The sequence below is a fragment of the Streptomyces aurantiogriseus genome, assembly GCF_014649375.1.
GTDB lineage: Bacteria > Actinomycetota > Actinomycetes > Streptomycetales > Streptomycetaceae > Streptomyces > Streptomyces aurantiogriseus.
Genome location: NZ_BMSX01000010.1, coordinates 38,979 through 51,973, shown reverse-complemented (window position 1 = coordinate 51,973; position 12,995 = coordinate 38,979). Strand labels below are relative to the sequence as shown.

Genomic DNA, 12,995 nt, shown 5'->3' with positions numbered 1-12,995 from the left:
CCTGCTTACGCAGGGGTGCGGGGCCGGACGTGCGTGGACGGTGGGTCGCCCGGCGAGCTGCCCTTCCGGCCTCTGAACGCCGCCCTCAACCCCGTACCGTCCGTGGGCCCGTGACCTCCGCGCCCAGCTCCGTCACCCGGCGGCGCAGTTCGCGGTCGGCCGTGACGACGAGGCGGGGGCGGTCGGCGGCCCGGGCGACCAGGCCGACGATGTGGTCGTCGCCGCTGCCGGGTGCCGACTCCACCCGTACGCCGGGCACCGGCTCCACCCCGCGGGCGGCGCCCTCGACGACGAGGACGATGTCCACGGGCCCGGAGTGCCCCGGGAGCCCGTCCGCGGCCAGCCGGTCGCGCAGCCGCCGCGCGGCGCCCCGCCGGTCGCGCCACCAGCCGTCGGGCACCGACCCGACGACGTTCGCGGCGTCGACGATCACCAGCAGCGGGGTGTTGTGGTCCATGGGCCCCAGGGTCGCACGGACAGGGCGCCGGGTGTGCCCCGCGCGAAGTCGCCGCAGGGGGGGCCGACATACAGTGAGCGGGTGAACGGCGAATGGCTCATACGAGGCCGCGACGGGCGGCTCAGTGTCTACCTGACGTCGGACGACACCGTCCTGTGCCGGGCGGAGCGCACCCGGGGCGGCCCCTGGGACCCGCCGCGCACGGTCGGCGGCGACCAGAAGGTGCAGCCGGGCGTCGCGGTCGGCCAGGGCTCCGACGGCTATGCCCATCTGGCCGCCTGGCGGCCGACCGCGGCGGGGGAGGCGGTGCTGATGCACTCCACTCACTTCCGGCCCCTGCTCGCCGCCCTGGACTGGTCCCCGTGCGGTCACGGTCACCCCAACAAGAAGGGCGACCGCACGGGCACACCCGCCGTGGCCGTGGACGCCCAGGGGCGGGCGCATGTCTTCGTGCGCAACATCGGCACCGGGATCAGCATGGTCGCCCAGAAGGAGAAGGGCGGCTGGGACCCGTGGCGCGACCTCAAGGGGCAGGGCGTCCAGGGGCCGCCGGTCGCGGTGACGGGGGAGTCCGGGTGCGTCGAGGCGTACGCGGCCGTGTCCGGGGCGATCCTGTACTGGCGTCAGGCGCAGCCGGGCACCATTCCGGTGCGGGAGGAACCCCTGGAGGCGCCGGTCCGCCCGGGCACCCTGCGGGCCCTCGCCACCTCTGCCGAGCACACCACGCTCTTCTTCACCGACGACGACTCCGGTGACCTGTGCGCCTGGCGCCCCGGCGGCAAGCCCGTCCCGCTGCTCCCCGCGGCCGGGCCCGGCCCGATCGCCGCCGTGCGCTGTGAACTCGACGGCCACGACTGCACGTTGCTCGCCCAGCGCTCCGCGAGCGGCCGTGTCGCCTTCGCCGCGTACCCCACCGAGGAGGAGACGGCCGGCGCCTGGTGGACCGAGTCCGGCCCCCAACTCCCGGACGACGCCCGGGTGGCGCTCACCAAGGACCACGAGGACCGCGTGGTCGCGGCCACCCTCTCCCCGTCGACCGGCCGCCTCCTCGTCACCCGCCGCAAGGACGAGCCGGGGCTGGCGCTGAAGGCGTGGCAGGAGGTGTGAGGCGGCGCGGGCGCCGTGTGCTCACGCCATCCGCAGGATCCACTGCCAGCCACCCATTCCCACGGTGACCGGCGCCCCGATCCCCGTGTCCGTCCCGGGCTGGAAGAGCAGGGCGCTGTCGGTGCCCGCGTTCGTCGTCGCCCACAGGTCGGCTCGGCCGTCCCGGTCGAGGTCGCCCGCGGTCAGCAGCGGCCGGTCGGCGGCCGACCAGGTGCCGCCCGCCACCGCCCGGCGCGTGCCGAGCGTTCCCGTCCCGGTGTTCGGGTGGAGCCACAGGGTCCCGGTGGCACGGTCGCGGGCCCACAGATCGGGGGAGCCGTCCCCGTCGGTGTCGCCGGGGGCGAGGACGTCCAGGCCGGTCCAGTCGCCGGCGCTCAGCCGCACGGGCGCGGCGGTCGACAGGGCGGGCGCGGAGGCGGCCGGGTCGCCGGGGTACAGCCACAGGCCGCCGGCGTCACGGACGACGAGATCGAGCGTCCCGTCGCGGTTCAGGTCGCCGGCGCTGAGCACGGCGGTGGCCGCGGTCCAGCCGGCGGGCCGTCCGCCCATGGCGAGGCGGGTGCCGAGCGCGCCGCTGCCGGTGTTGGGATAGACCCACAGCCGGTCACCGAGGCGGACGACCAGGTCCTCCCGTCCGTCGCCGGTCCAGTCGCCCCGGTGGGTGACCAGGGCGTCGGTCCAGCCGCCGGTACCGATCTGCCGGTGAGGGACGGCGACCAGGCCGTCGCCGAGCCCGGAGTACAGCCGCAGGTTGCCCTCGTTCTGCACAGCCACCAGGTCGGGCCGACCGTCGTTCGTGAGATCGCCCGGCACGCCGGAGCCGGGGCGCGGCTCGGGGTACGCGGCGCCGCGCAGCAGCCGGTGGTCGGACAGGCCGGGGTCAACGACGTCGCCACGGACGCCGTAGAAGTCGCCGGCGGTGACGAAGACGTGGTCGAACTTCTTGGGCGTGCCGGAGATGTCCGCGGTCGGCTCCCCGGAACGGCACTCGCCGCTGCCCGCGGTCAGGCAGGCGTCGGTGAACCAGTCCTTGTCGTTCTCGTCGACCTCGGCGAACCGTCCGGTGCCGGGCAGCCCGGTGCGGACCGGGTCCAGGGCCGGGTAGTCGGGGGCGGCGTTGAAGTCGCCGCCCAGGACGACCGGCAGCCCGAGGGCCCAGCGGTCGATGTGGGCGAGGGCCTCGGCGGAGCCGTTGTCGGGCTGGATGTACTGGGCGAGGTGGGTGGTGCAGGCCAGGGTCGGCCGGCCGTCGACGGGGCCCTTCGCGCACAGCACGGAACGGGGTTCCTCGCCGTCCGGGACGGTCAGGTTGGCGACGTACCGCTCGACCGAGTCCGTCTTGACCAGCACGCCGAGTCCGAAGCGGGTGCTGCCGTCCGCCGCCCACTTCGCGCAGCCGCTCGCCGAGGCCGGGCTGGTCCACACCGCGCTGTACCCGGGCAACGCGTCCCGCAGCGCGGTCCACTGACCGAGGCACAGTTCCTGGAGCATGACGGCGTCGGCGTCCCAGGCCTCGATCTGCTCGACCATCCGCTGCGTCCAGGTGGCGGTGTCCAGGTCGCTCTGGCAGACGTGGTAGGCGCCGCACACGTTGTACGTGAGTGAGCGGACGGTGGGTGCCGTGGCCGGATCCAGTTCGTCGGCATGCGCGGTTGTGGGCAGCAACAGGGCCGCACAGAGGGCGAGTCCTGTGCCGATCCATGTCAACAAGCCGCTGTACAGCCGCTTTTGTCCGCCCATGATGGCGTCTCCCGGAAGATTCGTAAGGGATTTGTAAAAGTAAAACGAACGCATAATATGCGCCCATGTTCAGGAAGATCACGGGGCGAGCGTGGCTCGCGGCCCTGCTCGCCGCGCTCCTGTGCAGAACACGGTGGCCGACCACCACCTCCGACGGCGACGAAGCGGCACGGCCCGTGGCCGACACGGTGCAGGCGGGGCGGGCGGCTGTCCGCTGCCCAGCAGTTCCCGACCGACCGTCCCCAGCCGTCCGCACTCCTGGGGCAAGGCGTCCGGCCGCCGGTGGAGCGGAAGGCCGGCGACGCGGCCCTGATCGTCCCGGAGTCCTGGACCGACAAGTCCGACGAAGGAGCCCTACTTGAGAGCACGCACCTGGCTCGCCGCGGTCCTGGCGATCGCGGTTGCCGCCCTGCCCACCACCGCGAGCGCGGAGGACGCGCCGCTGGTCACCACCGGCCCCGTCTTCAACAACCCGACCGGCGACATCACCGCACAAAACGCCATCCTCTCGAAGGTGGGCAGGCTGGTCCAGGGAGCCACCGCGGGGTCCGAGATCAAGCTGTCGCTCTTCCTCATGCACTCGCAGTGGCTGGCCGGCGAGCTGATCGAGGCCGCCGACCGGGGCGTGTCGGTCCAGATCGTCCTCGACTCCCGCACCACCAGCGCGGCGTACACCACGCTGGTGAACGCGCTCGGCACCGACACGGGCGCCTCCTCGTGGGTGGTCACCTGCCCGAGCGGCAAGGCCTGCCTGTCGAAGGCGTCGGACATGGTCAACCACAACAAGTTCTTCCTGTTCAGCGAGACGACCGGCAGTGAGTCCGGCGGCACCCCGGTGCAGGACGTCGTCGTCCAGTCCTCCGCCAACATGAGGGACTGGGACACCAAGGACGCCTGGAACGACGCGATGGTCGTCGTCGGCAACAGCACCCTCCACCAGGCCTACACCGACTACTTCGAGGACCTGAAGGCCGCGAGCAGCCCAACGACCCCGCCGGTCACCGACTACCCGGCCGACACCCAGGCCGGCGTCGCCAAGCTGTACCTCTTCCCCCGGCAGACCACCGACCCGATCGTCAACATCCTCAACACCGTGGACGACCCGGTCGGCACCCACGCGGTCTGCCACGGCAACTCCACCGGATACGGCACCACCGACGGCCGTACCGTGATCCGCGTCGCCATGCACCAGATCACCCGGCTCGCGGTCGCCGAGAAGCTGTGGGAGCTGGACAACGCCGGCTGCTACGTCGACATCGTGTACAGCCTGCTCGACGAGATGTACTCGGGTGAGGTCGTCGAGCAGCTCAAGGCCCCGACCGCTTACGGCGGCATCGCGCTGCACCGGCTGAACGACGAGGTCGACGGCACGTCCAGCCACACCAAGTACCTTCTGGTGGAGGGGACGTACAAGGGTGTCACCGACCAGAAGATCGTGTGGACCGGCAGCCACACCTACACCAAGAGCGCCCTGGTCGGCAACGACGAGGCCCTGCTGAAGTACCACGACTCCACCGTGCACGACGCCTACCGCCTCAACTTCTGGCACCAGCGCGCCGAAGCGGACGTGATCCAGTGAGATCCCCCTTCCGTACGGCGGCCGTGGCGGCCGCATCCCTCGTGGCCCTCTGCGCCACCCCGAGATTGTGCTCATCTCGTGAGGGGTGATCACATGGCCTCCACGACACAGAACGTCATCACAGGGAAAGCGAGTACGCCCATGGCAGTGGGACGCAGAGTGTTCCTCGGGGCCTTCACCGCAGGCGCGGTCACCGTCGCCGCCGGCGCCGAGGCGGCAGCAGCCGACGATGAGTACACGCAGTACACCGCACCGGCCAAGTTCTACGGGGACTCGCCGACGGCGTACGTCGTCGCCATCAACTACAAGGCCACGTCCGGCGACAAGGCGGCGCTGAACGTGACGTCGGACAACCCGGCCTCGTCCGCGATGTACATCAGCGGCAAGGAACAGGCCGCGCGGGGCACGCTGAAGATTGCCCACGTGGGGTACGCCGACGGCTCGGACAGCGGGGCCTCCGGCCTCTCGATCGACCTCCAGACTCCGGGGACCGCCGCACAGGGCATCTACGTCACCGCGACCCAGGGCCCGACCAAGGGCGCCCTGCTCGTCCTGCGCAACAACGCGGGCCTGGAGGACTTCGTGGTCAAGGGCACCGGCCTGATCGGCGTCGGCATCGACCGTGGCGGCACGGTGCGCGGCCAGGTCCACGTGGTCCAGCGCACCGAGAACCCCGCGCTCGTCGTCCAGGGCGTGACGCACATCGCCGACGTCGCCACGGCCCCGACCGAGCTGAAGCATCCTTCGCTCGGTGGTGGCGTCCTCTACGCGGAGAACGGCGAGCTGAAGTGGCTCAGCTCCAAGGGCGGCACGCCCACCACACTGGCCTGACAGGGAGGGACAAGGTGCAACTGACCCCCGAGGAACTCATCTCCGAGTTCCACGACGCCGTCATGGAGCTGTACTTCGCCCGTAAGCGCATCGCCGTCCTGGAGGCGGAGAACGCCGACCTGAAGGCCCGGCTCGCCGCGGCCGAACAGGACGCCACGAGCGCATGACAGAGGGCCTCCGCCGGACGGCGGAGGCCCTCTTCAGATCCGTACGACGACTACGCCGGAACCGACGCCACGCCCGGAGCCAGGAACTTCTTGCCGTTCACCCGCTCCGACACACCCTCGCGGTCCAGGTACGGCGTGATGCCGCCCAGGTGGAAGGGCCAGCCGGCACCGGTGATCAGGCAGAGGTCGATGTCCTGGGCCTCGGCGACGACGCCCTCGTCGAGCATCAGGCCGATCTCCTGCGCGACCGCGTCCAGGACACGGGCGCGGACCTGCTCCTCCGTCAGGACGGTGTCGCCCTGCTTCAGCAGCGCGGCGACCTCCGGGTCCAGCTCGGGCTTGCCGCTGTCGTAGACGTAGAAGCCGCGCTTGCCCGCCTCGACGACCGCCTTGAGGTTCGGGGAGACCGTGAAGCGGTCCGGGAACGCCCGGTTGAGCGTCTCGGAGACGTGCAGGCCGATGGCCGGGCCGACCAGCTCCAGCAGGACGAGAGGAGACATCGGCAGGCCCAGCGGCTCCACCGCCTTCTCCGCCACCTCGACCGGGGTGCCCTCGTCGATGACGTTCTGGACCTCGCCCATGAAGCGGGTCAGGATCCGGTTCACGACGAACGCCGGGGCGTCCTTCACCAGAACCGCCGTCTTCTTCAGCTTCTTGGCGACGCCGAACGCCGTGGCCAGCGAGGCGTCGTCGGTCTTCTCGCCGCGGACGATCTCGAGGAGCGGCAGGACGGCGACCGGGTTGAAGAAGTGGAAGCCCACGACCCGCTCGGGGTTCTTCAGCTTCGACGCCATCTCGGTGACCGAGAGGGACGAGGTGTTGGTGGCGAGGATCGCGTGCGCCGGGGCGACCGCCTCGACCTCCGCGAACACCTGCTGCTTGACGCCGATCTCCTCGAACACGGCCTCGATGATGAAGTCCGCGTCGGAGAAGCCCTCGGCCTTGTCCAGGACACCGCTCACCAGCGCCTTGAGGCGGTTGGCCTTGTCCTGGTTGATCCGGCCCTTGCCGAGCAGCTTGTCGATCTCGGCGTGGACGTAGCCCACACCCTTGTCGACGCGCTCCTGGTCGATGTCGGTCAGCACGACCGGCACCTCCAGGCGGCGCAGGAACAGCAGCGCGAGCTGGGAGGCCATCAGACCGGCGCCGACGACACCGACCTTGGTGACCGGACGGGCCAGCGACTTGTCCGGGGCGCCCGCCGGGCGCTTGCCGCGCTTCTGCACCAGGTTGAACGCGTAGATGCCCGCGCGCAGTTCACCGCCCATGATCAGGTCGGCGAGCGCCTTGTCCTCGGCGTCGTAGCCCTGCTGCAGGTCGCCGTTCTTGGCGGCGGCGATGATGTCCAGCGCGCGGTACGCGGCCGGGGCCGCGCCGTGCACCTTGCCGTCCGCGATGAAGCGGCCCTTGGCGACGGCCTGGTCCCAGGCCTCGCCGCGGTCGATCACCGGGCGCTCGACCTCGATCTCGCCCTTGAGGACGTGCGCCGTCCACAGCAGCGACTGCTCCAGGAAGTCCGCGCCCTCGAAGAGGGCGTCGGCGATGCCGAGGTCGAAGACCTGCTGGCCCTTGAGCTGCTTGTTCTGGTTGAGCGAGTTCTCGATGATGACCGAGACGGCCTTGTCCGCGCCGATCAGGTTCGGCAGCAGGGTGCAGCCGCCCCAGCCGGGGACGAGACCGAGGAACACCTCGGGGAGCGAGAAGGCCGGGAGCGCCTTGGAGACGGTCCGGTACGTGCAGTGCAGACCGACCTCGACACCGCCGCCCATGGCTGCGCCGTTGTAGTACGCGAAGGTCGGGACCGCGAGGCCCGCGAGGCGCTTGAAGACCTCGTGGCCGCCCTTGCCGATGGCGAGCGCGTGGTCGTACTCCTTCAGCAGCTCGACGCCCTTGAGGTCGGCGCCGACCGCGAAGATGAACGGCTTGCCGGTGACGCCGGCACCGACGATCTCGCCGGCCGCGGCCTCCGCCTCGACCTGGTCGATGGCGGTGTTGAGGTTCGCGAGGGAGGCCGGGCCGAAGGTGGTCGGCTTGGTGTGGTCGAAGCCGTTGTCCAGCGTGATCAGGGCGAAGCGCCCGGCGCCGAACGGCAGGTCCAGGTGGCGTACGTGCGCGGACGTGACGACCTCGTCGGGGAACAGCTCGGCCGCGCCCTTCAGGAGCTCAGCGGTGGTGCTCACTTGTTGCCTCCGTCGAAGTGCGGGTTCTCCCAGATGACCGTCGCGCCCATGCCGAAGCCGACGCACATGGTGGTCAGGCCGTAGCGGACCTGCGGCTGCTCCTCGAACTGGCGGGCCAGCTGCGTCATCAGACGGACGCCGGAGGAGGCCAGCGGGTGACCGAAGGCGATGGCGCCGCCGTACTGGTTGACGCGCTCGTCGTCGTCGGCGATGCCGTAGTGGTCGAGGAAGGCCAGGACCTGGACGGCGAAGGCCTCGTTGATCTCGAACAGACCGATGTCGGAGATGGACAGACCCGCCTGGGCGAGCGCCTTCTCCGTGGCCGGGATCGGGCCGTAGCCCATGACCTCCGGCTCGACGCCCGCGAAGGCGTAGCTGACGAGGCGCATCTTCACCGGCAGGTTGTTCTCGCGGGCGAAGTCCTCGGAGGCGATGAGGGAGGCGGTGGCACCGTCGTTCAGACCGGCCGCGTTACCGGCGGTGACCCGGCCGTGGACACGGAACGGGGTCTTGAGACCGGAGAGGTTCTCCAGGGTCGTGCCCGGGCGCATCGGCTCATCGGCGGTGACCAGGCCCCAGCCCGTCTCGCCGCCCTCGGGGTTGGTCCGGCGCACCGAGATCGGCACCAGGTCGGCCTGGATCTTGCCGTTGGCGTACGCCTTGGCGGCCTTCTCCTGGGAGCGCACCGCGTACTCGTCCGCGCGCAGCTTGGTGATCTGCGGGTAGCGGTCGTGCAGGTTCTCCGCGGTCATGCCCATGAACAGGGCGGACTCGTCGACGAGCTTCTCGCTGACGAACCGCGGGTTCGGGTCCACGCCCTCGCCCATGGGGTGGCGGCCCATGTGCTCGACACCGCCCGCGACGGCGATGTCGTACGCGCCGAAGGCGACGGAGCCGGCGACCGTGGTGACGGCGGTCAGGGCACCGGCGCACATGCGGTCGATGGAGTAACCGGGCACCGACTGCGGCAGACCGGCGAGGATGCCGGCCGTGCGGCCGATGGTCAGACCCTGGTCGCCGATCTGCGTGGTCGCGGCGATGGCGACCTCGTCGATCTTCTTCGGGTCGAGGCCGGGGTTGCGGCGCAGCAGCTCCCGGATCGCCTTCACGACAAGGTCGTCGGCGCGGGTCTCGTGGTAGATGCCCTTCGGGCCCGCCTTGCCGAACGGGGTACGGACGCCGTCGACGAAGACGACGTCCCTGACGGTACGAGGCACGATGGCTCTCCTCCAGAGGTGCGGGATGGCACTGCTGCGACACGCAAGCGCTGAGCGCGCGCTCAGGACCCATGCTACTTATGGGTAACGTAGCTGCACAGCCCTACCCGGGGGAGCGGCGAATGTCACACGTTCGGCGGAGCCGTCGACCCCCGGGGCGTCAGCACCGGTGTCGGTACCGGATGCGAACCCGGTCCCTCGCCCGTGATCACCCCGAACAGCGTCCGTGCCGCCTCCGCGCCGAAGCCGAACACGTCGTGACTCATCGCGGACAGCGTCGGATGCGTCAGCCGGCACAGCTGGGAGTCGTCCCAGGCGAGCAGGGAGACGTCCCGCGGCACGCTCAGCCCCATCTCGGCCGCCACCGCCAACCCCGCCACCGCCATGATGTCGTTGTCGTAAACGATTGCCGTGGGCCGGTCGGACGCGGCCGCGGTCAGCATGGACCGGGTCGCCCGCGCCCCTGCCTCCCCGGAGTAGTCCGTGGCGACCTGCCACGCACCGGCCAGCCCCAGACTCCGCGCCGCCGCGTCGAACGCGGCCGTCCGCATCACCGTGTGCCCGAGCGCGGCCGCACCCCCGACCCGGGCGATCCGGCGGTGCCCCAGCGCCGCCAGATACCGCACGGCCTCCGTCACCGCCGTCGCGTCGTCGGTCCACACGGACGTCAGACTCCCGGTCAGCGAGGGGTGCCCCACGGCCACCACCGGCATCCCGAGCCGCTCCGCCGCGGCCACGCGGGGATCGTCCGCCCGGAAGTCCACCAGGATCGACCCGCCGATCTGCCGCCCCCGCCACCACGACTCCTGGAGCCCGACCTCCTCGTCCAGGTTCCGCACCAGCCGCAGCAGCAGCGAGCAGGAGTGCTCGGTCAGCACGCTCTCCACCCCGGAGACGAACTCCATGTAGAACGGCTCGAGCCCCAGCATCCGCGCCGGCCGGCAGATCGCGAGCCCCACCACGTCCACGCGCGAGCTCGACAGTGACCGTGCGGTGAGGTTCGGTTCCCAGCCCAGCTCTCGCGCCGCCGCGAAGATGCGGTCCCGGGTCGCCTCCGCCAGCCCCGGCTTGTGGTTGAAGGCGAGCGAGACGGCACCCTTGGACACGCCGGCGCGCGCGGCGACGTCCTTGATGGTGACGCGAGGTGACGGGGACGCTGTCATCGAGCGGGCTCCTGGCAGTACAACGCTGAACGGGCGGCGGCGGCATCCGGAGTCTCCCAGCCCTCGACCCCGATGGTGACCCGTTCTCCGGGGAGCAGCGTCACGAGCCCCCGATCGGCCCGCGCCCGCGGATCCAGCCGGTCGGCCTGCAGGAGCAGATCCCGTACGAGAGTGCGGGCGCTCACCTCGATGCCTCCCGGTACGACCGCCACCTCGAACTCCGGCCTCGGATACGGGACGTCCCGGTCCGGCACGGGAAAGTGCACGGCCCGCAGCCTTCCCCCGCTCTCGGCTCCGCCCCCGCTCTCGGCTCCGCTCGAGCGGGGGGACCCCCATGAGCGGGAGGGGTCCCCATGCGCGGGGGACCCCCACGCGTCGGCCACCAGGAACTCCTTCGCGCCGGCCGGCTCCAGCTCCGCCGGCACCCGCACCTCGGCCACCGCCCGCGCGCCCGCGAGGAGGGGGACGTCCACCGCACCGATCAGCTCCCCCTCGACGGACATCCGTCGCAGCGACAGCGTGCCCGTCCACCGCTCACGGGCCTGGTTGACGGCCGCCACCACCAGTCCCGTCTCCCCCTGTCGCACCGTGAGCAGCCGATCCGCGTACAGCCGCCGCAGCTCGTGGTAGAGCGGCTTCTCCCGCCCGTCCCCGTCGATCGCCGCCCAGGACGTCACCGGCCAGCAGTCGTTGAGCTGCCAGACGACCGTGCCGGCGCACACCGGCCAGTGCGACCGCCAGTGTTCGATCCCCGCGGCCACCGCACGGGCCTGGTTGACCTGCGTGAGGTAGTGCCAGCGGTCGAAGTCCCCCTCGGGGAAGGGGAAGTGCCGCTCCAGCCCCCGCCGCAGCTTGCCGTTGCCGTCCTCCGCCTTCTGGTGGTGCAGCATGCCGGGGGAGTCCGCCGTGAGCTCCTCGCCCGGCAGTGCCCTCCGCAGCGTGGCGTACGCGGGCGGCGCCTGCCATCCGAACTCGGCCACGAACCGCGGCACATGAAGCCGGTAGTCGGCGTAGTCCTCCCGGTTCCACACCTCCCACGAGTGGTGCGTCCCGTGTGCCGGATCGTTCGGATGACGCCGCCACGACCCCGACCAGGGGCTGCCCGCCGTGTACGGCCGCGTCGGGTCCAGCTCGCCCACCACCCGGGGCAGCAGACCCAGGTAGTACCCCTCGCCCCAGGAGTCCCCGCCGAGCCGCTCCTCCCATCCCCAGTCCCGGAACCCCCACAGGTTCTCGTTGTTCCCGTTCCACAGCACCAGCGAGGGATGCGGCATCAGCCGTACGACGTTCTCCCGGGCCTCCGCCTCCACCTCGCCCCGCAGCGGCTGCTCCTCGGGGTAGGCCGCGCACGCGAACGGGAAGTCCTGCCACACCAGCAGGCCCAGCTCGTCGCAGGCGTCGTAGAAGTCCTCGCTCTCGTAGATCCCGCCACCCCAGATCCGGACCAGGTCCACGCCGGCGTCGGCCGCCTGCCGCAACCGCTTGCGGTAACGCTCCCGCGTCACCCGGGACGGGAACACGTCGTCCGGGATCCAGTTGACGCCCCGCGCGAAGAGCCGCTCACCGTTGACGACGAGGGTGAAACCGGTTCCGTGCGCGTCGGCGGAGGTGTCCAGCTCGACGTTCCGGAAACCGACGCGCCGCCGCCAGACGTCCAGCGGAGCGGACTCATGGTGCAAGGTCACCTCGACGTCGTACAGCGGCTGTCGGCCATACCCCCGGGGCCACCACAGCTCCGCGTCCGGCACCTCCACCCGTACGACGCCACTCGTCCCCGCCACCTCCGCCCGCACCCGCCGCCCGCCCACCCGGGCCTCCAGGGTGAGCACGGCCTCCACCCGGGTGCGCTCCACGTCGACGTGCAGCTCGACGACGCCGACGCCCTGCTCGACGGTGACGAGCGGCCGCACCCGGGCGATCCGTGCCGTCGACCAGCGCTCCAGCCGCACCGGCCGCCAGATCCCGGCCGTCACCAGCGTCGGCCCCCAGTCCCAGCCGAAGGAGCAGGCCATCTTGCGGAGGTACTGGTACGGCTCGGTGTACGCGGCCGGCCGCTCACCGACCCGCCCGCGCACCGCCTCCGCCTCGGCGTAGGCCGAGCGGAACCGGACGGTCAGCCCACCGCTCAGCCCCGTCACGTCGAACCGGTACGACCGGTGCATGTTCCGTGCCCGGCCCAGGAGTTGACCGTCCACCAGGATCTCGGCGGCCGTGTCGAGCCCGTCGAAGACCAGGTCGGTCTGCTCGTGCCCCGACGACACCTCCGGCAACCGGGTCTCGTAGGTCCACTCGCGCCGCCCCACCCACGCGACCTCGGTCTCGTTCCGGCCGAGGAAGGGGTCCGGGATCACCCCCGCCGCGAGCAGATCGGTGTGCACGCAGCCCGGCACCACGGCCGGGAGCGCCTCCTGCTCGTGCCGCAGGATCCATCCGTCGGTGAGCGGTGTCGCCTCCAGCATGCGCACTCCCTAAACCGGTAAACCCCAGCACTTGAGCGCCATCTCTTCATCCTTGGCGGATTTGGGACTTTACCGGTTGAGAAAGCGCTGTCAGA

General features: G+C 71.4%; 10 protein-coding genes. 4 read left to right on the top strand and 6 right to left on the bottom strand.

What is annotated here, in order from left to right; all coding sequences use genetic code 11:
• Positions 1–85: 85 nt before the first annotated feature.
• Positions 86–457 (bottom strand): PIN domain-containing protein, encoded by a 372-nt coding sequence (locus IE263_RS21565; protein WP_189939087.1) that lies wholly within the window; start codon positions 455–457, stop codon positions 86–88.
• An 81-nt stretch (positions 458–538) separates the two neighbouring features.
• Here IE263_RS21565 and IE263_RS21560 point away from each other — a divergent pair, with 81 nt between their 5' ends.
• Entirely contained in the window at positions 539–1,564 is a 1,026-nt protein-coding gene (locus IE263_RS21560) for a PLL family lectin (protein ID WP_189939085.1), read from the top strand.
• Between the two features lie 21 nt (positions 1,565–1,585).
• Here the strand turns inward: IE263_RS21560 and IE263_RS21555 are convergent, their stop codons facing one another.
• Positions 1,586–3,304, bottom strand: coding sequence for an FG-GAP-like repeat-containing protein (locus IE263_RS21555; RefSeq protein ID WP_189939083.1), 1,719 nt, complete (start codon positions 3,302–3,304; stop codon positions 1,586–1,588).
• 358 nt (positions 3,305–3,662) lie between these two features.
• On the opposite strand from IE263_RS21555, the gene IE263_RS21550 reads away from it, so the two are divergent.
• The 3 genes from IE263_RS21550 to IE263_RS21540 all read left to right on the top strand — a co-directional run bounded on the left by IE263_RS21550 (position 3,663) and on the right by IE263_RS21540 (position 5,881).
• Positions 3,663–4,883, top strand: a complete 1,221-nt coding sequence (locus IE263_RS21550) for a phospholipase D-like domain-containing protein (protein WP_189939082.1) — start codon at positions 3,663–3,665, stop codon at positions 4,881–4,883.
• 141 nt (positions 4,884–5,024) lie between these two features.
• Complete coding sequence (locus tag IE263_RS21545) at positions 5,025–5,714, top strand: hyaluronoglucosaminidase (protein WP_189939080.1); 690 nt, start codon at positions 5,025–5,027, stop codon at positions 5,712–5,714.
• Positions 5,715–5,728: 14 nt separating this feature from the next.
• Positions 5,729–5,881: a hypothetical protein gene (locus tag IE263_RS21540; RefSeq protein ID WP_189939078.1), complete on the top strand. Its 153-nt coding sequence runs from the start codon at positions 5,729–5,731 to the stop codon at positions 5,879–5,881.
• Between the two features lie 50 nt (positions 5,882–5,931).
• Here IE263_RS21540 and IE263_RS21535 read toward each other — a convergent pair whose 3' ends face one another.
• From IE263_RS21535 to IE263_RS21520, 4 genes are all read right to left on the bottom strand, one after another.
• On the bottom strand, positions 5,932–8,061 hold the full coding sequence (locus IE263_RS21535) for a 3-hydroxyacyl-CoA dehydrogenase NAD-binding domain-containing protein (protein ID WP_189939075.1): 2,130 nt from the start codon (positions 8,059–8,061) through the stop codon (positions 5,932–5,934).
• The gene (locus IE263_RS21530) at positions 8,058–9,278 is read right to left on the bottom strand and encodes a thiolase family protein (protein ID WP_189939073.1); all 1,221 of its coding nucleotides are present in this window, start codon (positions 9,276–9,278) and stop codon (positions 8,058–8,060) included. The genes IE263_RS21535 and IE263_RS21530 overlap by 4 nt, the downstream gene beginning before the upstream one ends.
• A gap of 125 nt (positions 9,279–9,403) precedes the next feature.
• A complete protein-coding gene (locus IE263_RS21525; RefSeq protein ID WP_189939072.1) occupies positions 9,404–10,441 on the bottom strand; it encodes a LacI family DNA-binding transcriptional regulator in 1,038 nt (345 codons plus the stop codon).
• Positions 10,438–12,900, bottom strand: a complete 2,463-nt coding sequence (locus IE263_RS21520; RefSeq protein ID WP_189939070.1) for a glycoside hydrolase family 2 protein — start codon at positions 12,898–12,900, stop codon at positions 10,438–10,440. The genes IE263_RS21525 and IE263_RS21520 overlap by 4 nt, the downstream gene beginning before the upstream one ends.
• Between the last annotated feature and the right edge of the window lie 95 nt (positions 12,901–12,995).

What these genes read in the sequence shown, in the direction of transcription:
- IE263_RS21565 (WP_189939087.1), bottom strand. Translation starts at nt 457, where the DNA reads ATGGACCACAACACCCCGCTGCTGGTGATCGTCGACGCCGCGAACGTC.
- IE263_RS21545 (WP_189939080.1), top strand. Translation starts at nt 5,025, where the DNA reads ATGGCAGTGGGACGCAGAGTGTTCCTCGGGGCCTTCACCGCAGGCGCG.
- IE263_RS21520 (WP_189939070.1), bottom strand. Translation starts at nt 12,900, where the DNA reads ATGCTGGAGGCGACACCGCTCACCGACGGATGGATCCTGCGGCACGAG.
- IE263_RS21555 (WP_189939083.1), bottom strand. Translation starts at nt 3,304, where the DNA reads ATGGGCGGACAAAAGCGGCTGTACAGCGGCTTGTTGACATGGATCGGC.
- IE263_RS21525 (WP_189939072.1), bottom strand. Translation starts at nt 10,441, where the DNA reads ATGACAGCGTCCCCGTCACCTCGCGTCACCATCAAGGACGTCGCCGCG.